Genomic DNA, 24,785 nt, shown 5'->3' with positions numbered 1-24,785 from the left:
TGCCACTCCCCTAAGTGGCGCGGCTCACCTAATCACACGTGTTTCAACCGGGGGAAGAGCAATCTGGCGAGATGAGAAAGAACTTACCGGACGCTTGTTTCCGGTGAATTTCACAGTGCTTTCACAGTTACGTCCCGCGAATGCGGGTCACGCCTGCCTCGACGCCAGCTCGATCACCGTGATGTCCGACGGCGCGCCGACCCGCGTCGGCGGCCCCCAGGCGCCCGCGCCCCGGGAGACGTACAACTGCGTGTCGCCGTAGCGGTCCAGGCCCACGACGGTCGGGTTGGCGGCGGCCGCGACGAAGTTGCCGGGCCAGAGCTGCCCGCCGTGGGTGTGCCCGGAGAGCTGGAGGTCCACGTGGTGCTTCACTGCCTCGTGGACCTGGACCGGCTGGTGGGCCAGGAGGACGACGGCGCGCGAGGTGTCGCGGTCGCCGAGCGCCCTGGCGAAGTCGGGGCCCTGGCCCTCGCTCTCGCCCGCCAGGTCGTTGACGCCGGCCAGGTCGAAGGCGGGCAGTTCGGTGCGGGCGTTCTCCAGCGGGTGCAGCCCGAGCCGCCGTACCTCCTCGACCCATTGCGCGGCGCCGGAGAAGTACTCGTGGTTCCCGGTGACGAAGTACGCCCCGTGCCGCGCGCTCAGCCGGGCCAGCGGGGCGGCCGCCGGGCCGAGGTCCTGGACGCTTCCGTCGACGAGGTCACCGACGACCGCGATCAGGTCGGGCTGGGTCGCGTTGATCGTGTCGACGACCTTCTGCGCGAAACCCCGGCCGAGGACGGGGCCCAGGTGGATGTCGCTGACGACGGCGATCCTGAAGCCGTGCGCGGACCGCGGGAGTTTGGCCAGCGGGACCGTGACGCGCTTCACGCTCGGTCCGCGCAGCACGCCGTACGTCCCGTATCCGACGGTCACGACGGCGGCGGTGGCGGCGGCTCCGCCCACGACACGGGAGACGAAGAGGCGGCGGGTGAAGTCGGCGGTTTCGGGGGTGGCGGAGCTGTAGGGAGCGGGCGGCCCGGCGGCGGGGCTGTCGGGAGCGGGACGTACGGCGGCGGGTCCGGAGGTGGGTGCAGCGGCCCGGGGTGCGCTCGCCGAGGGGGCGTTCGCGTCGTCCCGGGCCGCGCCCTCGGCCGACGCGGCGACGCTCGCCGTCTCGGGCTCGGGCTCTTCGGCCGCGGGCGCCCGCGCGGGGGCTCGCTTCTCGATGAGCCGTCGCAGCAGGGGCCGTACGGCCTCTCCCGCCACCACCGCCAGCATCAGGTACAGCCACAGCGCCATCCACAGGAAGCCCGGCCAGGCCAGGGTGCGCTGGAGCCAGAAGGGGGCGCCGGCGCGTTCGGCCACCAGCGCCGTGATCATCAGCGTGGGACCGGCGACGAGGACGACCGTGCCCACGCGGCGGGCCGGGCCCCGGCGGCGGGTCGTGTCGCGGACCAGACGGCGCCAGAGATACCGGTGCAGCCCGGCCACGACGGCCAGGACGGCCAGGGCGACCAGGACGAAGACGATGACCAAGCTGCCGTATCCCCCGCTATGACGTCCGGCGCAGTGCGCGCAGTCCGCGCAACCCGATGACCCCGATGACCGTCCCCAATACGAAGGAAACGACCGCCAGCAGCAGGTGCACCCAGAAGTAGGCCGTCGGGTGGCCGTCGTCGAAGGCGAGTCCGCTGCTGTCCTTGATCAGATTCTTGACGAAAGTGACCCAGATGACCCAGCTCCACACCCCGAAGGCGAGCAGGAACCAGGAGACCGGGCGGCTGAGCTTCATGCACCCAGTATCGCCGTCGGCTGTCCGGATCCGCGCCCGGGGTGGGAGGGTGCGCGTTACTTCGAGATCCGCTGAAGGTACGTTCTCGATCGTGCCCGCACCCAAGAAGACCGGTAAGCGATCCCTGCTGCTCGCTTCCGCCACCTTGCTGTCCCTTTCGCTCACCGCGCCCGCCGCCCTCGCGGCCCCGCGCCCCTCGACGAGCCCGTCCGCCACTCCCCCGGCGCACATGTCGACGGTCGGCGGTGCCCGCCTCGGCCAGAGCGGTACCCAGGTCAACCTCGGCAGTGGCGTCCCCGTGCTGCCCAAGGACCTCACCGCGCGCTCCTGGATCGTCGCCGACGCCGAGTCCGGCGAGGTGCTCGCCGCGCACAACCCGCACTGGCGACTGCCCCCGGCGAGCACGCTGAAGATGCTGTTCGCCGACACGGTCCTGCCGAGGTTCCCCAAGTCGACGAAGCACAAGGTGGTGCCGTCCGACATGGCGGGCATCGGCGCCGGTTCCAGCATGGTCGGGATAAAGGAGGACGAGACCTACACGGTCCACGACCTGTGGCTCGGCGTCTTCCTGCGCTCCGGCAACGACGCCGTGCACGTGCTGTCCGCGATGAACGGCGGCGTCGAGCAGACCGTGAAGGACATGCAGGCGCACGCCGAGGAGCTGCAGGCGCTCGACACGCACGTGGTCAGCCCCGACGGCTACGACGCGAAGGGACAGGTCTCCTCGGCGTACGACCTGACCCTGTTCGCCCGTTCGGGGCTGCAGAAGAAGGACTTCCGCGAGTACTGCTCGACCGTGCGGGCGGCGTTCCCGGGCGGGACGACCAAGAAGAAGGGCAAGTCCGTCCGCGGGACCTTCGAGATCCAGAACACCAACCGGCTGCTCAGCGGGGACAGCGACGTCCCGGTCTACCAGGGCATCGCCGGTGTGAAGAACGGCAACACCACCAACGCGGGCGCGACCTTCACCGGAGTGGCCGAGCGCGACGGCAGGGTGCTGCTGGTCACCGTCATGAAGCCGGAGAAGAACGAGCACAACGAGGTCTACAAGGAGACCGCCAAGCTCTTCGACTGGGGCTTCAAGGCGGCCGGCAAGGTCACGCCGGTGGGCGAGCTGGCGGCGCCGAAGAGCGCCGCGCAGTCCAGCGCCCGGCCGAGCGTCACGGCCGCCGCCGGGAAGACCGGCGGTAGCGGGAGCAACGGGTCCTCGAAGCCGGTGGTGAGCGCCTCCGCCGGGGGCGGCGGCATCGGCATCGCGCTGGCGATCACCGGTGGACTGCTGGCGCTGCTGGCGGGCGGGGTGTTCCTGGTCAACCGCCGCTGGCCGCTGCCGGATCTGGTGCGCCGCCGGTCGTCCCGTCCGTGAGCGCCGTCTCCTCGCTCTCCGTCGCCGTCCAGGCGGCGGAGAACAGGACCAGTTTCGAGGTGAAGTTGATCCACAGCAGCAGGGCCACGGGGACGCCGAAAGCGCCGTACATGCTCTTGGTGGCTACTCCCTGGATATAGCCGCTGAGCAGCAGTTTCAGCAGCTCGAAGCCGACCGCGCCGATCAGCGCCGCGACGAGCAGGCGGCGGCGCGGCGGCTCTACGCCGGGCAGCAGGGTCAGGACGTAGAGCAGCAGCAGGAAGTCGGCGAGGACGGCGACGGCGAACGCGACCGTCCGCAGCAGGACGCTGCCCCAGCTCGCGCGGCCGATGCCGAGCTGGTCGCTCATCCAGCCCACCATGGCGGAGGCGACGGTGGAGACGGCGAGGGTGGTCAGGACCGCGCCGCCGAAGCCGACCAGGACGCCCGCGTCCTTGGCCTTGCGCAGCAGGGGGTTCTCCTCGCTGTCGGGCAGTTCCCACACCGCGCGCAGGCAGTCGCGCATCTGGCCGACCCAGCCGATGCCGGTCAGCAGCAGAAAGGCGCCGGCGATGAGTCCGACGGTGCCGGCGTTCTGGACCAGGGCGTGGATGTCGAGCTGGTCGGAGATGCCGGGGACCTGGTCGGCGATCTTGTTCTGGAGGTCCCGCTGCTGCGAGTCGCTCAGGGTGGCGGCGGCGATCGCGGTGGCCACGGTCAGCAGCGGGAACAGCGCGATGAAGCTGATGAAGGTCATCGCGGCGGCCAGCCGGGTCCACTTCACCCGGTCCAGTCGCTCGTACGACCGCCACGCGTGCGTGGCCGTCAGGCGCGTGACGAGCGGCCCGATGACGGGGAGTTTCTTCAGCCAGTCCATGATCCGACTCTGCCCTCGTTGTGGAACACCCATGTCCGAGTACCCCAGAACCGCAGGACGGTGGCCAGCGCCATGCCGATTCCCGCCCCGGAGACGGTGTCGGCGCGCTGCGAGGTGAGGCCGAGGCCGTAGTGGCTGATGGCGAGGCACAGGAGCTGGACCAGAGCGCCCGCGATGTTCACGGCGACGAAGACGGCGTACGGGCGCATGCCCCGCGGCTGAGTGTGCCGGTAGGTGCCGAGCGCGTTGCCGGTGTAGGCGACCGTGCAGCCCGCGACGAAGGACAGCGCCTTGGCGGTGAGCGGGTCGAGGGCGGCCGGGCCGCGCAGCCAGGTGAACAGGGCGAGGTCGGTGACATAGGCGAGGAGACCCACGGTGGCGAAGCCGAGCACCTCGGCCCGCTGCGCCCGGGTCACCAATTCGCCACGGCCAGGCCGTACATCGCCAGCCAGGCCGCTCCGATCAGGGCCAGGGCCCGGTCGTGCAGGACCACGTCCTCGGGCTCGCCCGCGGTGCCGCGGTCGGCGAAGACGGCATATCGGAGGATCGCGAGGATGAAGGCGACCATCGACAGCTGCCGCCAGGGCAGCACGCTCGCGTGCGGCACACCGCCCGACTCCAGGGCCCACATGCAGTAGGCGAGGACGGCGACACCGGCCGCGAGCTGCCAGACGAAGCGGAGGTAGCCGGTGGTGTACTCGGTGAGCAACGCGCGCGTGGCGCCAGATTTTCCGGCCATCTGCAGGGCTTCGGAGTAGCGCTTGGCCGACACCATGAACAGCGCCCCGAAGCCGGTGGTGATCAGGAACCAGCGGGACAGCGGGATGCCGAGCGCGACCCCGCCGATCATCGCCCTCATCAGGAAGCCGGTGGTGACCACCACGAGGTCGACCACCAGGACGTGCTTGAGGCTCACGCAGTACGCCAGTTGTACGCCGATGTAGGCCGTCAGGAGCGCCGCGACGACGGGTGAGGTCAGCCAGGCCGCGGCGGCCGGCGCGAGGACGGCCAGGGCGCCTCCGGCGGCGTAGGCGACGGGCACGGGGACCTGTCCGGCGGCGACCGGGCGGCGGCACTTGGTGGGGTGTGCGCGGTCGGCCGCGGCGTCACGGGCGTCGTTGATCAGGTAGACGGCGGCGGCGCAGCCGGTGAACAGGACGAAGACCAGGCCGACCTGGACGAGGGCGTGCCGGGAGAAGATCTGCCCGGCGGCGGCCGGGGCGGCGGCCACGAGGGTGTTCTTCACCCACTGCTTGGGGCGGGTGGTCTTCACCAGGCCGGTCAGGACGGTGGCGGTGCGCACGCGCGCGGGTGGCTCGTGGTGGGCGCGCTGCTCCAGGAGGGCCGATTCCGTCAGGGGCGCTGTCTCAGTCATGGGCGCTCTCCCTCATCCAGCGCGCCCCGAGCCGGGCCGTGAGCGCCCCCAGCGCCGCGCCGGCGGCCACGTCCGTGGGGTAGTGGACGCCGACGACCAGGCGGGAGAGACACATGGCGGCGGCGAGCGGCGCGATCCCGTAGGTCCCCAGCGCGCCGAAGGCGACGGCGGCGGCCGCGGAGGAGGCGGCGTGGGAGCTCGGGAAGGAGTGCCGGCCCGCGGTGCTCACCAGGGGTTCGATGTGCGAGGGGCGCGCACGGCGCACGAGCCGCTTCACGCCCATGCTGGCGAGGTGTGCGCCCGCCACGAGCGCTGTGCCACGCAACCAGGAGCCGCGCCGGGTGCCGTCCACGGCGGCTCCGACGAGTCCCGTCCCGAGCCACAGGGCGCCGTGCTCGCCGGCGAGGGACAGGCCGCGTGCGGCGGAGGCGACGCGCGGAGCGGTGCCGCAGGCATGCAGTGCAGAAAGGATTCTGTGGTCCAGGTCGTGGAAGTCGTCCATGTGGACTCACTGTTCACGTCGACCGCCGCCAGCACTACGACAATATTGTGCGACATACCATTAATCACCCATTTCGGGGATGAGCGTAATGTTCCATAACCAATCGCCCATATAAGGGCGATACGGTCACCGCCATGTCCGAAGACACGGTGTCCGTCACCGGCTGGGGCCGCACCGCCCCCACCGTCGCCCGGCTGATCCGCCCGCGGAGCTACGAGGAAGCCGTGGCCGCCGTCCGGAACTGCGGGGCCCGGGGCAGCATCGCGCGGGGACTGGGGCGGGCGTACGGGGACGCCGCGCAGAACGCCGGCGGTTCCGTCATCGACATGACGGGGCTCGACCGCATCCACGCCATCGACGCCGACGGCGGCACCGTGCTGTGCGACGCGGGCGTGTCCCTGCACCGGCTGATGGAGGTGCTGCTGCCGCTCGGCTGGTTCGTGCCGGTGACGCCCGGCACCCGTCAGGTCACGGTCGGCGGGGCGATCGGCGCCGACATCCACGGCAAGAACCACCATGTCTCCGGCTCCTTCTGCCGCCATGTGCTGTCCTTCGAACTCCTGACGGCCGACGGCGAGATCCACGCGGTCGGCCGCGGCACGCCCCTGTTCGACGCGACCGCGGGCGGCATGGGCCTGACCGGGGTGATCCTCACGGCCACCATGCGGCTGCTGCCGGTCGAGACCTCGTACCTGTCGGTCGACACCGAACGCGCCACCGACCTCGACGACCTGATGGCCCGTCTGACGGCCACCGACCACCGCTACCGCTACTCGGTCGCCTGGATCGACCTGCTGGCCCGCGGCGCGGCGACCGGGCGCGCGGTGCTCACCCGCGGCGAACACGCGCCCCGGCAGGCCCTGCGCAAGGGCACACGCGCGTGGCGCCGTCCGCTGTCCTTCCGCCCCCGGCAGCTCCCGGCCGCCCCCGCGCTCGTCCCCGAGGGACTGCTCGGCCGTACGTCCGTGGGACTGTTCAACGAACTCTGGTACCGCAGGGCGCCCCGCACGCGCAGGGGTGAACTTCAACACCTCTCCGCCTTCTTCCACCCCCTGGACGGAGTGCCGCACTGGAACCGGATCTACGGCCGCGGCGGCTTCGTCCAGTACCAGTTCGTCGTCGGGTACGGCCAGGAGGAGGCCCTGCGCCGGATCGTCCGCCGTATCTCCGAGCGCCGCTGCCCCTCCTTCCTGGCCGTCCTCAAGCGCTTCGGGGACGCCGACCCCGGCTGGCTCTCCTTCCCGGTGCCCGGCTGGACCCTCGCCCTGGACATCCCGTCCGCGCTGCCCGGCCTCGGCGCGTTCCTCGACGAACTCGACGAGGAGGTCGCCGCGGCCGGCGGGCGCGTCTATCTCGCCAAGGACTCCCGGCTGCGCCCGGACGTGCTCGCCGCGATGTACCCCCGGCTCGCCGACTTCCGGGCCCTGCGCACGGAACTGGACCCACGCGGGCTCTTCGTCTCGGACCTGGCCCGACGCCTCGGCCTCTGAGTCCGACTCCAGCCGTTCCGCCCCCCAACCCGCCCCAAGGAGCTGTCGTGAAGGACGCCTTCGGCATTCCCCAGTCCGTGCTCGTCCTCGGCGGCACGTCAGAGATCGCGCTGGCGACCGTGCGCAGGCTCGTCGCGCGCCGCACCCGCACGGTGTGGCTGGCGGGCCGCCCCTCTCCCACCCTTGAGGAGGCCGCCGAGGGCCTGCGCTCCCAGGGGGCGGACGTCCGCACCGTCGCCTTCGACGCGCTCGACCCCGGGTCCCACGAGAGTGTGCTCGGCAAGGTCTTCGCCGAGGGCGACATCGACATGGTGCTGCTCGCCTTCGGCATCCTCGGCGACCAGGCGCGCGACGAGCGGGAGCCGATGAACGCCGTGCGCGTCGCCCAGACCAACTACACGGGCGCGGTGTCGGCGGGCCTGGTGTGCGCGCGGGCCCTCCAGTCCCAGGGGCACGGCTCCTTGGTGGTGCTGTCCTCGGTCGCCGGTGAGCGCGCCCGCCGCTCGAACTTCATCTACGGCTCCAGCAAGGCCGGCCTCGACGCCTTCACCCAGGGTCTCGGCGACGCGCTGCACGGCACCGGCGTCCACGTCATGGTCGTACGCCCCGGCTTCGTACGCTCCAGGATGACGGCCGGTCTCGAAGAGGCACCGCTGTCCACCACACCGGAGGAGGTCGCCACGGCCATCGAGCTGGGCCTGCGACGACGCACGGAGACGGTGTGGGTACCGGGAATGCTCCGCCTGATCATGTCGGCCCTACGCCACGCACCACGCGCGGTGTTCCGCCGCCTGCCGATCTAGCAGAGCCCGCTACGAGCACCCCAAAGGGGCGCGGGGAACTGCGCGACCAGCCACGAGGGCGCCGCAGAAAACCGAGTCCGGGCGCCCAGGACGCCGCACCCGATCAGCTCGGCCCGCGGCACGCGCCCCAAAGGGGCGCGGGGAACTGCGCGAAAAGCCACAACGGCGCCGCAGACAACCGACGACCCACCCCGCCGCCACCAGCCAGGCGCCCGCCGCCCGAATCCCGGGCGCCCAGGACGCCGCGCCGATCATCCCCGCCACGAAACGCGCCCCCAAAGGGGCGCGGGGAACTGCGCGAAAAGCCACGACGGCGCCACAGCCAACCGACGGCCCACTCCCGCAGATCCGCGGAGCCTCAACGGCTGGCGATCGTGCCGCGTTCCGCGTCCGCGTGGCCCCCCTGCGGGGGTACCACCGAGCCGCCGAAGGTGAACTCCCGGAGCTTGCGCCACACGCCGTCGGGGCCCTGTTCGTAGAGCGCGAAGCCCGTGCAGGGCCACTCGGCGTCGTAGTCGGCGAGTTCCTCGAAGGCGCGGTCCATCGCCGCGTCGTCGATGCCGTGCGCCACCGTGACGTGCGGGTGGTACGGGAACTGCAGCTCGCGCGCCACGGGACCGGAGGCGTCCCGGACCCGCTTCTGCAGCCGGGCGCAGGCCTCCGCGCCCTGGACGACCTTCACGTACACCACCGGCGACAGCGGCCGGAACGTGCCGGTGCCGGACAGCCGCATCGGGAAGGGGCGGCCGGCCGCGGCGACCTCGGTCAGATACGCCTCGACGGCCGACAGCCGGGTCGCGTCGAGCTCCGTCGGCGGCAGCAGGGTGACATGGGTGGGGATGCCGTGAGCCGCGGGGTCGCCGAAGCCCGCGCGCCGCTCCTGGAGCAGGCTGCCGTCAGGCTCCGGGACCGCGATCGACACGCCGATCGTTACGGTCCCCACGTCGTCTCCTGTCGTCGTGTCCGGTGCGCTGCCGGATGCGCTGTCGAGTGAGGTGTCTGGTTCGTACTCAGCCGTCCGGCTATCGACTGTAAGGCCACGGCTGTGCTGTGGGCAGGCGCAGCCGGAGTGATGTACAGCGCTCTGCCCGACGCACGTACGTGCGGTCGTACGCCTCAGTGCTTGGCCGGCAGGAAGCCCACGCGGTCGTACGCCTGGGAGAGGGTCTCCGCGGCGACGGCCCGCGCCTTCTCCGCGCCCTTGGCCAGGATCGAGTCGAGCGTCTCGGGGTCGTCCAGATACTGCTGGGTGCGCTCCCGGAACGGGGTCACGAACTCGACCATCACCTCGGCGAGGTCGGTCTTGAGCGCACCGTAGCCCTTGCCCTCGTACTTCTGTTCAAGTTCGGCGACACCCGCGCCCGTGAGCGTCGAATAGATCGTGAGCAGATTGCTCACGCCCGGCTTGTTCTCGGCGTCGAAGCGGACCACGGTGTCCGTGTCGGTGACGGCGCTCTTGACCTTCTTCGCGGTGATCTTCGGGTCGTCCAGGAGGTTGATGAGGCCCTTCGGCGTGGACGCCGACTTGCTCATCTTGATCGACGGGTCCTGGAGGTCGTAGATCTTCGCCGTCTCCCTGAGGATGTACGGCTTCGGGACGGTGAAGGTCTGGCCGAAGCGGCCGTTGAAGCGCTCGGCGAGGTCGCGGGTGAGCTCGACGTGCTGGCGCTGGTCCTCGCCGACCGGGACCTCGTTGGCCTGGTACAGCAGGATGTCCGCGACCTGGAGGACCGGGTAGGTGAACAGGCCGACGGAGGCGCGGTCGGCGCCCTGCCTGGCGGCCTTGTCCTTGAACTGGGTCATGCGGGAGGCCTCGCCGAAGCCGGTGAGGCAGTTCATGACCCAGGCGAGCTGGGCGTGCTCGGGCACATGGCTCTGGACGAAGAGCGTGCAGCGGTCCGGGTCGAGGCCGGCCGCGAGGAGCTGGGCGGCGGCCAGCCGGGTGTTGGCGCGCAGCTCCGCGGGGTCCTGCGGGACCGTGATCGCGTGCAGGTCGACGACCATGTAGAACGCGTCGTGGGTCTCCTGCAGGGCCACCCACTGGCGGACGGCACCGAGGTAGTTGCCGAGGTGGAACGATCCGGCCGTGGGCTGGATTCCGGAGAGCACGCGGGGACTGTCAGAGGCCATGCTCATCATTCTCTCAGAGCGCGGCCGCCACCCGGAACGGGTCCCGGGCAGCCGCGGGGGCCGCCCGGGGTGCCCGGGGTCAGCCGAGGTCGATCTCGGGGTACAGCGGGAAGCCCGCCACGAGGTCCGTCGCCCGCTGGGCGATCTCCTCCGCGGTCTTCGCGTCCAGGACGTGGGCCGCCTTGGACGGGGCGCCCGACTTGGTGGTGCCCGGCTCCGTCGTCGTCAGGACCCGGTCGATCAGGCCGGCCACCTCGTCCATCTCGGCCGTGCCCAGGCCGCGCGTGGTCAGCGCCGGGGTGCCGATGCGGATGCCCGAGGTGTACCAGGCGCCGTTGGGGTCGGCCGGGATCGCGTTGCGGTTGGTGACGATGCCGGACTCCAGGAGCGCGGCCTCGGCCTGGCGGCCGGTGAGGCCGTAGGAGGTGGCCACGTCGATCAGGTTGAGGTGGTTGTCCGTGCCGCCGGTCACCAGGGTCGCGCCCCGGCGCATCAGGCCCTCGGCCAGCGCCCGGGAGTTGTCGACGATGCGCTGGGCGTAGTCCTGGAACGCGGGCTGCCGGGCCTCGGCGAAGGCGACGGCCTTGGCGGCCATGACGTGCGGGAGCGGGCCGCCGAGGACCATCGGGCAGCCGCGGTCGACCTGGTCCTTGAGGGAGTCGTCGCACAGGACCATGCCGCCGCGCGGGCCGCGCAGGGACTTGTGGGTGGTCGTGGTCACGATCTGGGCGTGCGGGACCGGGTCGAAGTCGCCGGTCAGGACCTTGCCCGCGACCAGGCCCGCGAAGTGGGCCATGTCGACCATGAGGGTCGCGCCGACCTCGTCGGCGATCTCACGCATGATCCGGAAGTTCACCAGGCGGGGGTAGGCCGAGTAGCCCGCCACGATGATCAGGGGCTTGAACTCACGGGCCGACGCGCGCAGCGCCTCGTAGTCGATCAGGCCCGTGGCCGGGTCGGTGCCGTAGGAGCGCTGGTCGAACATCTTGCCGGAGATGTTCGGGCGGAAGCCGTGGGTGAGGTGGCCGCCGGCGTCCAGGGACATACCGAGCATGCGCTGGTTGCCGAAGGCCTGGCGCAGCTCGGCCCAGTCGGCCTCGGAGAGCTCGTTGACCTGGCGGACGCCGGCCTTCTCCAGGGCGGGGGCCTCGACGCGCTGGGCGAGGACGGCCCAGAAGGCGACGAGGTTGGCGTCGATGCCGGAGTGCGGCTGGACGTAGGCGTGGCGGGCGCCGAACAGCTCCTTGGCGTGCTCGGCAGCGAGGGACTCGACGGTGTCGACATTGCGGCAGCCGGCGTAGAAGCGGCGGCCGACGGTGCCCTCGGCGTACTTGTCGCTGAACCAGTTGCCCATGGCGAGCAGGGTGGCCGGGGAGGCGTAGTTCTCGGAGGCGATCAGCTTGAGCATCTCGCGCTGGTCGGCGACCTCCTGCCCGATGGCGTCGGCGACGCGCGGCTCGACGGCGCGGATCACGTCGAGGGCGGCTCGGAAGGCCTTCGACTCGGTGGAGAGAGACGCGGGGCTGGCGGAATTCTCGGGCATCGGGACCTCCGGACGTGACATTCGGCGTACTCGGCTCGGCCCAGGCGCACGGCACTGTTTCCCTCTCGGGCCGCTCCCCGATGGTCCGTCCCATCCCAGCGCGCCAGTTACGGCCCGCTGGTCAGCCTACCGGGCGCGTCGGATTCGGCAGGTCCCACGTCCACCATGCGAGCGAGGATAAGAAAGGGACGAACCCGACTCTCTGGCCCTCTGGAGATCCCGTGAACGCTACGGAGACGCTCATCGCCGCCGCGGACGCCCACAGTGCGCACAACTACCACCCGCTGCCGGTGGTCGTGGCCACCGCGGACGGCGCCTGGATGACGGATGTCGAGGGGAGGCGGTATCTCGATCTGCTGGCCGGGTACTCGGCGCTGAACTTCGGGCACGGGCACCCGCGGCTGGTGGCGGCGGCCAAGGCGCAGCTGGAGCGGGTGACGCTGACGTCCCGGGCGTTCCACCACGACCGGTTCGCCGCGTTCTGCACCGAGCTGGCCCAACTGTGTGGCATGGACATGGTGCTGCCGATGAACACGGGCGTGGAAGCCGTGGAGACCGCGGTGAAGACGGCCCGGAAGTGGGGCTACCGGGTCAAGGGGGTGCCCGCGGAGATGGCGAAGATCGTGGTCGCGGGCGGCAACTTCCACGGCCGTACGACGACCGTGATCAGCTTCTCCACGGACCCGGAGGCACGGGCGGACTTCGGGCCGTATACGCCGGGCTTCGAGATCGTGCCGTACGGCGACCTGACCGCGATGCGGGAGGCGCTCACCGAGAACACGGCCGCGGTGCTGCTGGAGCCGATCCAGGGCGAGACGGGGGTGATCGTGCCGCCGGAGGGCTATCTGCCGGCGGTGCGGGAGCTGACACGGGAACGGAACGTGCTGTTCATCGCGGACGAGATCCAGTCGGGCCTCGGCCGGACCGGGCGGACCTTCGCCTGCGAGCACGAGGGCGTCGTACCGGACATGTACGTGCTCGGGAAGGCGCTGGGCGGCGGGATCCTGCCGGTGTCGGCGGTGGTGTCGAGCGCGGAGGTGCTGGGGGTGTTCCGGCCGGGCGAGCACGGGTCCACGTTCGGCGGGAATCCGCTGGCCTGTGCGGTGGCGCTGGAGGTGATCGCGATGCTGCGGACCGGCGAGTACCAGGCGCGGTCCGCGGAGCTCGGCGCGCATCTGCACCGCGAGCTGGGCGCGCTGCCCGGCACCGGCACGGTCACCCAGGTACGGGGGCGCGGGCTGTGGGCCGGGGTCGACATCGCCCGGCGGGTGGGGACGGGACGACAGGTGTCGGAGCAGCTCATGGACCGGGGTGTCCTGGTGAAGGACACCCACGGCTCGACGATCCGGATCGCCCCACCGCTGGTGATCAGCAAGGAGGACCTGGACTGGGGCCTGGACCAGCTCCGCGGCGTGCTGGGTGTCTAGTAGGGCCTGTCCGGCGGATCAAGTCGCAGGAAAGCAGCTGCGCCGAATCAGCCCAGGTGAGCGGGGTCATGGGGGTGCCCCCTGGTCGAGCGAAGCCGAGAGCTTGGGGGAGCGTCCAGCTGCAAGGCGGAGGAGGGCGTCGACGCGATGGGGGTCCCCCCTGCTCGAGCGCAGTCGTAGAACTTGGGGGAGTCGGCAACCGACGACAACGCCTGGGGGTCCCCCTGCTCGAAGAGCTTGGGTGAGGGCGTGCCAGGCCCCGCGTCTGCGGCATGATCCGCCGGACAGGCCCAGGCGCTGTTCAGGCGTCCTGGAGGATCACATGGGGCAGGAAGCGGGCGTACTCGTCCGTGATCAGGCCCGAGGACTCGCGGATGCCCAGCCCGGCCGACTCGTCCTCGACGACCCAGGCGCCGAGGACGACGTGGTTGCCGTCGAAGGCGGGGAGCGGGGCCAGCTGCTGGTAGCAGCAGGGCTCCTCGCGCGGGACGGGCTCCGTGCCGGGCCGGTGGACGGTCACGCCGGCGCCCTCCCGGCCCAGGAGGGGTTTGGCGACGTAGCCGGTGGTCGCGGCGAGCTCGCGCGGGCCGTCGAGGTAGGAGGGCAGGAGGTTGGGGTGGCCGGGGTACAGCTCCCAGAGGATCGCCAGGAGGGCCTTGTTGCTCAGCAGCATCTTCCAGGCGGGCTCGATCCACAGGGTGCTGCCGGTGCCGCCGCCGTTGTCGAGGGTGTCGAGGACATGGCCGGCGAAGGCATCGGTGGTGAGCCACTCCCAGGGGTAGAGCTTGAAGCAGCTGCGGATGAAGCGGAGCCGGTTGTCGACGAAGCGGCCGGAGAGCGGGTCCCAGCCGATCTCCTCCATGGAGATCCAGTCGGTGTCCAGGCCGGCCTGCTGCGCGGTCTCCTTCAGATAGGCGACGGTCATCAGGTCCTCGCCCAGCTCGTCGTCGGAGGAGTGCGCGAAGTACAGGGGGCTGCCGGGCGGGAGGAGCGCGGCCTGCTTCTTCCAGGCGGCGACGAGGCGTTCGTGGAGGGAGTTCCACTGGTCGGCGCCGGGGAAGCGGTCCTCCATCCAGAACCACTGGGGTGAGGCGGCCTCCACCAGGGAGGTGGGGGTGTCCGCGTTGTACTCCAGGAGCTTTGCCGGGCCCGTGCCGTCGTAGCGGAGGTCGAAGCGGCCGTAGACGGAGGGGAGTTCGGCGCGCCGCCGCCAGGCCTCGGTGACCGCCCGCGCGATACGCGGGTCGGTGATGCCGAGGTCGGCGAGGCGGTCCTTCGCCACGATGTGCTCGGCGGCCACCAGGCACATGCGGTGCAGTTCCTCGACGGTCTCCTCCAGCGCCTCGACCTCGTCGAGCGTGAAGGCGTAGTACGCGCTCTCGTCCCAGTACGGGCGCAGCGAGCCGTCGGGGTGGCGGGTGAGCGGGTAGATCAGCCCCTGTTCCTCGACGGTCCGCTGCCAGCCGGGGCGCGGTTCGATCGTGCGGCGTTCCATCTCGCGTGTCCCGTTCAGCCGCCGGAGCTGCCCTTGCCGCTGCCGAAGCCGCCGCGGTGGACCCCGCTGTGGTGGCTGTCGTCGTCCGTGGAGCCGCCACCCGAGCCCTTGCTCGGCCTGGTGAAGGAGCCGCCGTCGACCCAGCCGTTCTTCTTCTTGCCGCCGTAGTACCAGGCGCCGTTGACGGAGACCTTGGTGACCTTGGTGGACTTGCAGTTCTTGTCGGCGACGACCTTGTAGCCCTTGGCGAGCTGGTAGCTGTCGCGGTCGACGCAGCGCTTGTCCGGTTCGGACGAGCAGGCGGTGAGGGCCGCCGCGAGGAGACCCATGCCGCCGAGGACGACGGTTCCTGAGCGCAGTTGCCTGCGTGTGCTGGCCATGTTCGTGTGTCCCCCGTCGGCTGATTTCTTGTCGCTCGTCGGCTGATTTCTTGTCGCTGTCCCGTCAGCTTAAAGATCGGTAAGAGCGCCACCCCAGGGACCCCCGGGTTTTTCCGCTCCCCTACAGTCGCTTTGTGCTCTTTGGAATGCTGTGCGCCCTTGGCGCGGCGGTCTGCTTCGGTACGGCGACGGTGTTGCAGGCGATGGCCGCGCGAGAGGCCGCCGACGCAGGTGGGGGCGGGGACGCGGCGCTGCTGCTCCGGGCGCTGCGGCAGTGGCGGTATCTGGCCGGGCTCGCGCTGGACGGGCTCGGCTTCCTGCTGCAGATCGCGGCGCTGCGGTCGATCCCCATCTACGCGGTGGGCGCGGCCCTCGCGTCCAGCCTCGCGGTGACGGCGGTGGTCGCGGCGCGGCTGCTGCGGGTGCGGCTGAGCGGGGTGGAGTGGGGCGCGGTCGCGGTGGTGTGCGCCGGGCTGGCGATGCTGGGGCTGGCGTCCGGAACCGAGGGGGACCGGTCCGGCTCGGCGGCGCTGAAGTACGCGATGCTCGGGACGGCGGTGGGGGTGCTGCTGCTCGGGACGGTCGGCGGGCGGCTGCCGGGGCGCGGGCGGGCGTTGTTGCTGGGGCTGGGGGCCGGGTTCGGGTTCGGGGTGGTGGAGGTGTCGGTGCGGCTGATCGACTCGCTGAAGCCGTACGACCTGCTCACCAACCCCGCGACCTATGCCCTGCTCCTCGGCGGCGGCGCCGCGTTCCTGCTGCTGACGTCGGCCCTGCAGCGCGGTTCGCCGACGACGGCCACCGCCGGGATAGTGATCGGGGAGACGATCGGCCCGGCCGCGGTGGGGGTGGTGTGGCTCGGGGACCGTACGCGGGAGGGGCTGACCTGGCTGGCGGTGCTGGGCTTCGTGGTGGCGGTGGCGGGAGCGCTGCTGCTGGCGCGCTTCGGCGAGGCCCCGACGGCGGACACCGCCCCGGTCACCGAGCCGACCCGGCCGCGCTCCTGACTCCCTGACGCATCACGGACAACCTGACGCATCACGGCAGCACCCGGCACAACGCCTCCAGCGCCCCCGCCCACGCATGGTCCGACGGTGTCCCGTAGCCGACGACCAGGGCGTCCAGTGGCTCCGTCGTGGCCTGGGCGTGGCGGTAGAAGGCGAGGCCGTGCAGGGCGAGGCCCTGCCAGGCGGCCGCCTGCACGACCGACGGCTCGGTGCCGGGCGGCAGGCGCAGCACGGCGTGCAGACCGGCCGCGATACCGGTGACCCGGACCTCGGGCGCGCGGGCGGCGATGGCCGCGACGAGGGCGTCCCGGCGGCGCCGGTAGCGCAGCCGGGCGGAGCGCACATGACGGTCGTACGCCCCGGAGCCGATGAACTCCGCCAGGGTCAGCTGGTCCAGCACCCCGCAGGTGTCGGCCAGGCCCTTGACCGCCACGCACTCCTCCATGAGGGACGGCGGCAGCACCATCCAGGCCAGCCGCAGGCCGGGGGCGAGGGACTTGCTGGCGGTGCCCAGGTACACCACGTGGTCCGGGTCCAGGCCCTGGAGCGCGCCGACCGGCTGGCGGTCGTAGCGGAACTCGCCGTCGTAGTCGTCCTCCAGGACCAGCCCCCCGGTGCGCCGCGCCCAGTCCACGACGGCCGCCCGCCGGTCGGCGCGCAGGGGTGTGCCCATCGGGAACTGGTGGGCGGGGGTGAGCAGCACCGCCGCGGCGTCCGGCAGGGCGCGGGTGTCCGTGGCGCGTGCGTCGTAGGGCAGGGGCCTGGTGGTCAGTCCGGCGGCCGCGAGCAGGTCCCAGTGGACGAAGAGGCCGTACGACTCGACCGCCACCGTGTGTGCGCCGCGCGCCCGCAGCACCGTGCCGAGGATCCTCAGCCCGTGGGAGAAACCCCCGCACACCAGGATGCCGTCGGGAGCGGCGCGCACGCCCCGGGCGCGGGAGAGGTAGCCGGCCAGGGCGGTGCGCAGTTCGGGGCGGCCGCGCGGGTCGCCGTAGCCGAGGGCGTCGGAGGGGGCGGCGGTGAGGGCGCGGCGGGCCGCCCTGAGCCACTCGGTGCGGGGGAAGGAGGCGAGGTCGGGGGTACCGGGGACCAGATTGTGGGTGGGCCGGCCGGGGGCGCGGGGCCGCGGAGCCGTATCGCTGGGCGGTACGACGGCCCGCTCGGCGACCCGGGTCCCCGATCCCTGCCGTGCGGTGAGCCAGCCCTCCGCGACCAGGTCGCCGTATGCCTCGGCGACGGTGTTCCGGGCGATGCCGAGGTCGGCCGCGAGGGTCCGGGAGGAGGGCAGCCGGGTGCCCGGGGCGAGCCGTCCGCCGCGCACGGCGTCCCGCAGTGCGTCGGTCAGCCCACGGCGAAGCCCACCCGCGCCGGAGGGCTCCAGATGCAGATCAACCCCGAAAGTGGCCCAAGGTCTCCCCATGGAAATGGACCATACCCCTGGGCCGCCTGCTCCATAGAGTCGAAGGCATGACCAACGAACCGACTGACACCCAGTACGCCGCGGAGATCGCCCCCCGCCTGCAGTGGGCCGAGCACGCCCCGGGCGTGTACAAGGCGATGATCCACCTGGAGACCGCCGTCCGCCGGGGCCTGGACGACCCCAAGCTGTACGAGTTGGTGAAGATCCGCGCCTCGCAGCTCAACCACTGCGCGTTCTGCCTCGACATGCACACCAAGGACGCGCTGGCGGCCGGCGAGAGCGTCGAGCGGATCGTGCAGCTGAGCGCGTGGGAGGAGTCGCGGCACTTCTACACGGAACGCGAGCTGGCCGCGATCGAACTGACCGAGGCGATCACGGTCCTCACCGACGGCTTCGTCCCGGACGAGGTGTACGACCACGCCGCCAAGCACTTCGACGACGCGGAGCTGTCCCACCTGATCGCCGCGATCATGATGATCAACGCCTGGAACCGCTTCGGCGTGAGCACCCGGATGACACCGGGGCACTATCAGCCGGGGCAGCAGGGCTGAGGCATCGGCCTGGAAGGTGCTGAGCAAGACCGGTAATTGCCCAGGGCCGCCCTCGGCCAGAAAAGCCGCCTTGAACGCGCCGAGAGACGCCGGTCCGCGGTGCGGAAGTTGACGCGCGGCAGGCCGAGTTCGGCGGGATTTCCGGCGAGCGTCGCCGTCTCCGGCTCCGCGTAGTGGTCGCCGGCATCCAGACCGACCGGGCACCAGGCCGAGACGCACACGGTGCGGTCGATCAGGTCCGGCCTCGCGTTGGCCGCGGCGGTCGAATGATGCCGCCGCGGCTGTGCGCGACGAGGATGACCCGACTCGACTGTCAATTGGGGACTTTACGTGTGCATGACGTGCGCATAAGGTGTCTGCGCATGACCGGGCTTGACCTGCCCGCGTCCGTGCACATGTATCAGCGACCGGGGGAACACCGTCGCTCACGGGGAAAGTTCGCTTCGTCATGCCGCCGTACCCGTTCGTACGGCTTCTGGGCTGCTCCCGGCACGCATCCCCCTTGACGAAGACAAGGATGCCTCTTTGCGTTCCACACCATGGTCCCGCCTGGCCAGATCACGCAGTTCAGGTTTTGTGACCACCTCCGCCGTGGCGTTGGCAGTGCTGGCCGGGCTGGCGGTCCAGCCCGGTGCGTCGCCGTTGCGGGCCGAGTCGGCGAGTGATTCCTATCCCTGGTACGAGGACACGGCTGCCGAGCAGTTGCGGCAGGACCAGTGCCTGATGGCCGACGTGCTGCGGCTCGGCGGCACGTCGATGGCAGCGACCGCGCAGGACGGCCTCAACCAGACGCCGGAGAAGCTGCATGTCGCGGCCGACCGGAAGAACTGGGAGAAGACACCGCTGGCCGTCGCCTACAAGGCGGACAAGGACGCGGCGAGCAAGGAGGGCGCGGCGCTGTCCGCGCTCCAGGAGTCCTGGAAGAAGCCGCTGGACGGTCTGGAGACGCCGGGCGGGTTCACCGTGACCGGGTTCCACTGGCCGCCGGGCACCGGCAACGACGGCCAGCAGACGTTCTACGGGCAGACCGGTCTGACCTCGTGGATCTCGGACCGGTACTGGAAGACGGACTCCGACTTCTACGACGACGAGACGCCCGCGGCCGACGAGAAGACACTCTCCGCCGTCGATCAGGTGGGCGGCCCGTTGTACGGGCAGGACCCGAGTCCGACGGGCAAGACGCAGCAGGAGTGGAACCAGGCGCTGGCCGAGCACGCCGCGTTCGAGTGGATGCACGGCCGCCCCAGTGCGAACCCGGGTGCGGACGACGCGCGGATCTTCCTGGCCTCGGGCGGCTTCCCGCGCACCGCACCGCAGCCGGGCACGCCGGAGTACCGGATCGCGGTGGAGGACGTGAAGTCCCGCTTCGCCGCGTGCGGCTGGCGTGACCCGCTGGATCCGAACGGTGTGCTGGACGACATCACCTCCACCGCGGCCGGCGAGTGGCAGCAGGAGATCGCCTCCCAGGCCACCCAGCGCAACCAGATCCTCGACGCCAACAAGTCAGCGGTCGACGCGCTGACCAAGGGCACCAAGGCCCTGGGCGAGATGCTCGGGCACTCATGGATCGCCGACCACGCCACCCGCTGGCAGGACTACTGGTCCGCGGGCGGTATCGGTTACATCGGCGACGCCCCGCTGACCATCGAGATCCCCGGCGCCAAGGGCAAGTGCCTGGACGTGGAGGGCGGCGGCACGGCCAACGGCACCGCGGTCCAGGTCTACACGTGCAACGGCGGCTCCGCGCAGGAGTGGCAGTTGCGGGGGTCCTACGACGGCGGCTACGCCCTGGCGAACACCAAGTCGCAGAAGTGCCTGGACGTGGCCGGCGGCAAGAACGCCGACGGTACGAAGATCCAGATCTCGAGCTGCAACGGCAGCAAGGCGCAGCAGTGGGACTTCGATGTACGGGCGGCGGGCGTGTTCCGCAACGCCGCGACGGACAAGTGCCTGAACCTGCCCTCGTTCGACAACAGCAAGAACTCCTCGCTGCTGACCTGCAACAGCTCGGCCTCGCAGAAGCTGCGCGTGGTGCCCAAGGGGCACACCGGCGATGACAAGCTCGGCTATCCGACCACGGCGCAGTTCACCAAGGCGAAGAACGCGGTGAGCTCGGCGCAGGCCGGGTCGAAGAGCCAGCTGGCCGTGATCAAGGCGCAGTTGGCCGCCGCGCAGAAGGCCGCGACCAGTTCGGACACCGCGCTGCAGACCGCCTACGACACCGCGGACGCCAACGGTGCGCCGCGGGGCCGGGGTCTGCTGGTGGGCCAGCAGAAGGCGCAGGTGACCAAGGGTGCGGTCGCGGCTCTGACGGCGCTGGTGAAGGCCGGCGAGACCGCCGATGCCGCGACCCGCGCCTCCGCCGGTGACAGCGCGACCATCGCGCAACGTGCGCTGGCGCAGGCGGCGCAGGCCAAGGCCGAGTTCCGCAAGGAGGCCGCGAAGACGGCCGAATGGCAGGCCAAGTCCGCGGCGGATGCGGCCAAGGTGCACCGCGACAACGCCAAGAAGGACAAGGAGACCGCGGAGGCCAAGCTCGCCGTCGCGCTCAAGGCCGAAGGTGACGCGAAGGCGGCCGCCGCCGACGCGCACGCCAAGCGGCTCACCGCCGAGGCCGAGGAGAAGACGGCCAAGGCCGAGAAGGAGACGGCCGCCGCCAAGCAGGCCGAGGCCGCCGAGCACAGGAAGAACGCCGAGGCCGAGGCGACCAAGGCCAGTGACGCCAAGGACCGGGCCGAGGCCGCCGAGAAGACCGCGCAGGGCAAGCGGGACGACGCGGTCAAGGCCAGGGACCACGCCAAGGCCATGCGCGACGACGCCTGGGACGCGCGGCAGGAGGCCAACGCCAAGCGAGCGAAGGCCGACGCCAAGGACGCCTACGCCGACAAGCTCAGCTCCGGTTCGGCGGCAGAGGACGCCCGCGCGGCCGCGAACGAGGCGGACAAGGCCGCCGACGACGCGGAGACCGCGGCGGACAAGGCCGGTTCCGAGGCCAATGCCGCCACCGAGGCCGCGGCCGCGGCGGACGCCGCCGCCACCCGCGCCGAGGCGGCCGCCAAGCGCGCCCGCGCCGCCTCCGACGCCGCCCAGGCCGACAAGCTCAAGGCCGACGCCGCGGTGAAGACCTCGACGGCCGCGGTCGCCGACGCCATCAAGGCGTCCAAGGACGCCGCCGCCGAGGCCCAGACCGCGGTCAAGCTCGCCGACGAGGCCGAACAGCACGCCAAGGACGCCAGGACCCAGGCCGACGCCGCCAACGCGGAAGCCGTGAAGGCCATCGCCGCGGCGGCCAAGGCCGCCGGCTACGCCCATGTCACCGCCCAGGCCGCCGTCGACGCCGCCAAGGCCGCCGAACAGGTCGCCGCCCCCGCCAACGACGCCGTCCAGCTCGGCTCTCCCTACGTCGACACCGACTCCGCCGCCGGCCTGGTCGTCCTGACCGGACAGGCGTCGAAGTCGATCGCCGAGCAGCAGCAGGCCGTCGCCGACGCGCACGCCAAGAACGCCAACGCCGAGGCCCAGGCCGCCAAGAACCTCGCCGACCAGGCCAAGGGCGACGCCAAGGAGGCCTACCAGCACGCGGCCAACGCCGCCCAGTACGCGGCCGACGCCCGCACCTACTCCAAGGACGCCCTCGGTTACGCGGCCGACGCCGCCACCGCCGCTTCCAAGGCGGCCGACTCACTCGCCCGCACCATCGACTACGACAAGCAGGCAGCCGCCGACGCCGCGGCCGCCGACAAGGCCGCCGGCAACGCCGAGGGCTACGCCAAGGACGCCCGCGACTCCGCCGACCAGGCCGAACTCGACGCCTCGGCCGCCCGCGCCGCGGCCTCCCAGGCCGAACAGGACGCCAAGGACGCCCGCGCCGCCGCCACCCGCGCCGACACCGCCGCCACCGAAGCCGAACAAGCGGCCAAGGACGCCGACAAGTACTCCACGGAGGCCCAGCAGGCCGCCACGGAAGCGGAGGCGGCTCAGGCGAGCAAGAACGTCAAGAACGGCTCGGGGACCGGTGTCGGCGGGGTCTTCTCCGTCATCGACGAGATCAGGCAGCGCGGGGAGCCCGAGCAACTCCCCAACGAGTGCCACGACCTCATCGTCTGCGACAAGATCGTGTACGTCGCGCACTTCGACGCGGTGGTCAGCTTCTACCTGTGCGCAAACCCCGACGTGCCCGCCACCCCGGCCGGCTGCCCGGTGGACGACACGTACTTCCTGAAGACGGTCACCATCAAGGACCAGACCAAGACGGTCAAGATCTCCACCTGGGACGCCACCGTCGACGTCTGGAAGGGCATCGCCAAGTCGATCAAGGGTGATTTCACCGGCTGTTACCACAAGGTCTTCGGCGGCGGCGAGGGCAGCGCGAGCGACTGCTTCTGGGCCGCGACCTGGCTCCCGCTCGGCGGGCCCATCGGCAAGGTCGCCGATGCGATCCGCGCCGTGGACGCCGCCATGCGCACCGGCATCGGCGTCGCCGACGCGATGAAGGCCCTGCGTGCTCTGGACATCGACGCGGAGGCGTTGGCGAGCATCGAGCGGTCGGTGAACGCCTACGAAGAATCCCGCATGGCATGCCGGCCCAACAGCTTCCCCGGCGCCACGCACGTGTTGATGGCCGATGGCACGACCAAGGCGATCAAGGACGTCAGGACCGGTGACGCGGTCCTCGCCACCGATCCCGGAAGCGGCCGGACCGCGGGGCGAGCTGTCACCGACACGATCTACACGCCGGACGACACCGACTTCGCCGACATCACGATCGACGCCGGCCGGTCACGGATCACCGCCACGCAGCACCACCCTTTCTGGTCGCCCAGCGCCCACCGCTGGATCGACGCCGGTGATCTCAGGCCCGGCCAGACGCTGCGCACCAGCAGCGGCGAGACCGTCACCGTCGTGGGCGTCCACCGCTACCAGCGGCTGCACTCCGCCTACAACCTGAGCGTCGCCGAGATCCACACCTACTACGTGCTGGCGGGGACCACGCCGGTGCTGGTGCACAACACGTTCTGCCCGATCGGCTTCGCCGACCTGGGGGGCGGCAGGCTCCAATCGCCCGGCGGGCTGATCTACGGTCTCGACCGGAGGTTCGGCAACAAGATCGACCATGTGCTCGCCCACACGGTGCCCGATGCCTCCAGAGCGACCCACACGGTGTTCATCGAGAAGGACCCCGGCAAGGTCCTCGCCCTGGTGGACGAGGCGTGGGCCATGCAGAGCAAGGCGATAAAGGATCCCGCGGATGCCTTCAGGTTCGTCTTCCCCATGGGAAGAGCAATCGGGACCAGGGGCGAGAAGTATCTGCAGATCGCGGTCAATCCGCAGACCAAGGAGATTCTGAGCGCCTATCCGGTGGCTGCGCCGTAGCGGTCCGCGCCACGTCGTAGAAGAAGCGGAAGAACGGGACCGGGCCGGCGCCGTACGCGCCGGCCCGGTCCCGACTCGACGAGCATGAGGCAACGTGAGGCAAAGTGATTCCACCATGCACAGCGACATGACTCAGCGGATCAGAGAACTGCTGGACAGTGACTTCCCGGCCGCGTCCGCACTGGGCGAGGAGATCCATCATCGGGTTTCGTCCGGAGACTTCGAGTGGGCGAGGCTGCTCGGCGCGGAGCTCGCCCGGCGGGCCGCCCGCGAAGGCGAGGATGCGTCCGAACACGCCTTCCTGCTCGACCGGTTGCAGACGGCCCTTGCCACCACGGCGGGACAGCAGAGCCTGCGCGCTCTGCTGTGTCTGCCCAGCAGCCTGCGGGCCGGAACGTCGGCACGGACCAGGGCCGAGCGGCGCCTGGCCCACCTGGTGGCCCTCGGGCATCGGCCTGCGGACATCGTGCCGGTCGTCTACGGCGAGCGGCTCGGCACCGCAGCGTCGGACGAGTTCAGGGCCTGCCTGCTGCACGAGCTGGTACTCGTAGGTGTCGCAGTCCTCCAGTACCCGCTTCTGCGGTCCTTCGGCGAAGCGCTCGTGGCCGAGGGGCATCCGCTCGCGCCCCTGCCGCTCCGCCTGCTGCCGGCGGAGCGTGCGCTGCTCAGGCCGACGCACGCTCCGCACGACTGGACGTGGGCCCTGCCCCCGGCAGCGGTGGAGCGGCACAGCGACCAACCCGAACTCCGTGTCTCCCCGGAGATGCGCCGGCGCACTGCCGCGGTCGATCCGGCGGACATCACCGTTCCGGAGGTTGCCGAGGCCATGAGCGCCGCGGTGCGGCACTGGCTCGACGAGTCCAACGGCATGGTCGCCGCGCAGGAGTTCTGGTCCGCGTCCGCTGTCTCACCGGACGACTTCGCAGCCGTCTTCGAGCGGCTGCCACTGACCGCATGGCCCACGGGAGAAACCAGGACCCGGCTGCACCCGGCCACCTCCGACAGGGTGCTGCGGGTGCTGCTCACCGCGGCGGTGCGCAGCCCCGCCTACGGCAACGGCATGTTCGGTGCGTACGGGCGGCTCGCCGCCTGGCGCTCCCTCGGCGGCATGGTCGGCGCCGCCCCGGACGCGCCGATCGACCACACGGCCATGCTGGTCGAACAGGCACACTGGTTCATCGCCGACGCCTCGTCGGACTGGTTCCACCAGGTGGCCTGGGACCTCGCCGTGGCCGCGCTGCGACCGGGCGGGCAGGAGATCGCGGTCCTCGCCGCCACGGACACCGACTGATTCCAGGC

Annotated in this window: 20 protein-coding genes, 1 pseudogene and 1 riboswitch; of the genes and pseudogenes, 8 read left to right on the top strand and 13 right to left on the bottom strand. The window is 71.3% G+C overall.

What is annotated here, in order from left to right; genetic code table 11:
• Positions 1–147 precede the first annotated feature (147 nt).
• The gene (locus tag AB0I54_RS01365; protein ID WP_363293789.1) at positions 148–1,515 is read right to left on the bottom strand and encodes a metallophosphoesterase; all 1,368 of its coding nucleotides are present in this window, start codon (positions 1,513–1,515) and stop codon (positions 148–150) included.
• Between the two features lie 16 nt (positions 1,516–1,531).
• Entirely contained in the window at positions 1,532–1,771 is a 240-nt protein-coding gene (locus AB0I54_RS01360; RefSeq protein WP_316747584.1) for an SCO4848 family membrane protein, read from the bottom strand.
• Positions 1,772–1,862: 91 nt separating this feature from the next.
• Between AB0I54_RS01360 and AB0I54_RS01355 the strand changes: the two genes are divergently transcribed.
• Positions 1,863–3,137 carry a D-alanyl-D-alanine carboxypeptidase gene (locus tag AB0I54_RS01355; protein ID WP_363293788.1) on the top strand — a complete coding sequence of 425 codons (1,275 nt, stop codon included), beginning with the start codon at positions 1,863–1,865 and terminating at the stop codon, positions 3,135–3,137.
• On the opposite strand, the gene AB0I54_RS01350 is transcribed toward AB0I54_RS01355, so the two are convergent.
• The 4 genes from AB0I54_RS01350 to AB0I54_RS01335 are packed head-to-tail and all read right to left on the bottom strand — an operon-like array spanning position 3,082 to position 5,870.
• Positions 3,082–3,993, bottom strand: a complete 912-nt coding sequence (locus tag AB0I54_RS01350; RefSeq protein ID WP_363293787.1) for a YihY/virulence factor BrkB family protein — start codon at positions 3,991–3,993, stop codon at positions 3,082–3,084. The two genes, AB0I54_RS01355 and AB0I54_RS01350, sit on opposite strands and share 56 nt — an antisense overlap.
• The gene (locus AB0I54_RS01345; protein WP_363293786.1) at positions 3,981–4,409 is read right to left on the bottom strand and encodes a GtrA family protein; all 429 of its coding nucleotides are present in this window, start codon (positions 4,407–4,409) and stop codon (positions 3,981–3,983) included. The genes AB0I54_RS01350 and AB0I54_RS01345 overlap by 13 nt, the downstream gene beginning before the upstream one ends.
• Positions 4,406–5,368, bottom strand: a complete 963-nt coding sequence (locus AB0I54_RS01340) for a decaprenyl-phosphate phosphoribosyltransferase (RefSeq protein WP_363293785.1) — start codon at positions 5,366–5,368, stop codon at positions 4,406–4,408. Before AB0I54_RS01340 ends, AB0I54_RS01345 begins: the two co-directional genes overlap by 4 nt.
• Entirely contained in the window at positions 5,361–5,870 is a 510-nt protein-coding gene (locus AB0I54_RS01335) for a phosphatase PAP2 family protein (protein ID WP_363293784.1), read from the bottom strand. The genes AB0I54_RS01340 and AB0I54_RS01335 overlap by 8 nt, the downstream gene beginning before the upstream one ends.
• Before the next feature lie 134 nt (positions 5,871–6,004).
• On the opposite strand from AB0I54_RS01335, the gene AB0I54_RS01330 reads away from it, so the two are divergent.
• Both AB0I54_RS01330 and AB0I54_RS01325 read left to right on the top strand, forming a co-directional pair.
• On the top strand, positions 6,005–7,360 hold the full coding sequence (locus tag AB0I54_RS01330; protein WP_363293783.1) for an FAD-binding oxidoreductase: 1,356 nt from the start codon (positions 6,005–6,007) through the stop codon (positions 7,358–7,360).
• A gap of 47 nt (positions 7,361–7,407) precedes the next feature.
• Entirely contained in the window at positions 7,408–8,163 is a 756-nt protein-coding gene (locus AB0I54_RS01325; protein WP_363293782.1) for a decaprenylphospho-beta-D-erythro-pentofuranosid-2-ulose 2-reductase, read from the top strand.
• Between the two features lie 358 nt (positions 8,164–8,521).
• Here AB0I54_RS01325 and AB0I54_RS01320 read toward each other — a convergent pair whose 3' ends face one another.
• The 3 genes from AB0I54_RS01320 to AB0I54_RS01310 form a co-directional block, all read right to left on the bottom strand.
• Complete coding sequence (locus AB0I54_RS01320) at positions 8,522–9,106, bottom strand: 2'-5' RNA ligase family protein (protein WP_363293781.1); 585 nt, start codon at positions 9,104–9,106, stop codon at positions 8,522–8,524.
• Positions 9,107–9,279: 173 nt separating this feature from the next.
• Positions 9,280–10,293, bottom strand: a complete 1,014-nt coding sequence (gene trpS / locus AB0I54_RS01315; protein ID WP_363293780.1) for a tryptophan--tRNA ligase — start codon at positions 10,291–10,293, stop codon at positions 9,280–9,282.
• Between the two features lie 79 nt (positions 10,294–10,372).
• Complete coding sequence (locus AB0I54_RS01310) at positions 10,373–11,836, bottom strand: glycine hydroxymethyltransferase (RefSeq protein ID WP_363293779.1); 1,464 nt, start codon at positions 11,834–11,836, stop codon at positions 10,373–10,375.
• Positions 11,837–11,867: 31 nt separating this feature from the next.
• Positions 11,868–11,957: riboswitch (ZMP/ZTP riboswitch) on the bottom strand.
• A 100-nt stretch (positions 11,958–12,057) separates the two neighbouring features.
• Between AB0I54_RS01310 and rocD the strand changes: the two genes are divergently transcribed.
• Complete coding sequence (gene rocD, locus AB0I54_RS01305; RefSeq protein WP_363293778.1) at positions 12,058–13,263, top strand: ornithine--oxo-acid transaminase; 1,206 nt, start codon at positions 12,058–12,060, stop codon at positions 13,261–13,263.
• 301 nt (positions 13,264–13,564) lie between these two features.
• Here rocD and AB0I54_RS01300 read toward each other — a convergent pair whose 3' ends face one another.
• Positions 13,565–14,758: a glutathionylspermidine synthase family protein gene (locus AB0I54_RS01300; protein ID WP_363293777.1), complete on the bottom strand. Its 1,194-nt coding sequence runs from the start codon at positions 14,756–14,758 to the stop codon at positions 13,565–13,567.
• Positions 14,759–14,772: 14 nt separating this feature from the next.
• A complete protein-coding gene (locus tag AB0I54_RS01295; protein ID WP_363293776.1) occupies positions 14,773–15,138 on the bottom strand; it encodes a hypothetical protein in 366 nt (121 codons plus the stop codon).
• A 146-nt stretch (positions 15,139–15,284) separates the two neighbouring features.
• Here AB0I54_RS01295 and AB0I54_RS01290 point away from each other — a divergent pair, with 146 nt between their 5' ends.
• Complete coding sequence (locus AB0I54_RS01290) at positions 15,285–16,142, top strand: hypothetical protein (RefSeq protein WP_363294342.1); 858 nt, start codon at positions 15,285–15,287, stop codon at positions 16,140–16,142.
• A 31-nt stretch (positions 16,143–16,173) separates the two neighbouring features.
• Here AB0I54_RS01290 and AB0I54_RS01285 read toward each other — a convergent pair whose 3' ends face one another.
• The gene (locus tag AB0I54_RS01285) at positions 16,174–17,562 is read right to left on the bottom strand and encodes a PLP-dependent aminotransferase family protein (protein ID WP_363293775.1); all 1,389 of its coding nucleotides are present in this window, start codon (positions 17,560–17,562) and stop codon (positions 16,174–16,176) included.
• Positions 17,563–17,609: 47 nt separating this feature from the next.
• Here AB0I54_RS01285 and AB0I54_RS01280 point away from each other — a divergent pair, with 47 nt between their 5' ends.
• Positions 17,610–18,113 carry a carboxymuconolactone decarboxylase family protein gene (locus AB0I54_RS01280; protein ID WP_363293774.1) on the top strand — a complete coding sequence of 168 codons (504 nt, stop codon included), beginning with the start codon at positions 17,610–17,612 and terminating at the stop codon, positions 18,111–18,113.
• Between the two features lie 51 nt (positions 18,114–18,164).
• On the opposite strand, the pseudogene AB0I54_RS01275 reads toward AB0I54_RS01280, so the two are convergent.
• Positions 18,165–18,414: pseudogene (locus AB0I54_RS01275) on the bottom strand (alpha/beta hydrolase); the annotation flags it as partial.
• A gap of 422 nt (positions 18,415–18,836) precedes the next feature.
• On the opposite strand from AB0I54_RS01275, the gene AB0I54_RS01270 reads away from it, so the two are divergent.
• Both AB0I54_RS01270 and AB0I54_RS01265 read left to right on the top strand, forming a co-directional pair.
• Positions 18,837–23,486 (top strand): RICIN domain-containing protein, encoded by a 4,650-nt coding sequence (locus tag AB0I54_RS01270; RefSeq protein ID WP_363294341.1) that lies wholly within the window; start codon positions 18,837–18,839, stop codon positions 23,484–23,486.
• A gap of 127 nt (positions 23,487–23,613) precedes the next feature.
• Positions 23,614–24,777, top strand: coding sequence for a DUF6183 family protein (locus AB0I54_RS01265; RefSeq protein WP_363293773.1), 1,164 nt, complete (start codon positions 23,614–23,616; stop codon positions 24,775–24,777).
• Positions 24,778–24,785: the final 8 nt, after the last annotated feature.

The sequence above is a fragment of the Streptomyces sp. NPDC050625 genome (genome assembly GCF_040654755.1).
Classification (GTDB): domain Bacteria; phylum Actinomycetota; class Actinomycetes; order Streptomycetales; family Streptomycetaceae; genus Streptomyces.
Note: the sequence above shows the minus strand (reverse complement) of the source record. Positions and strands in the feature narration are given on the sequence as shown.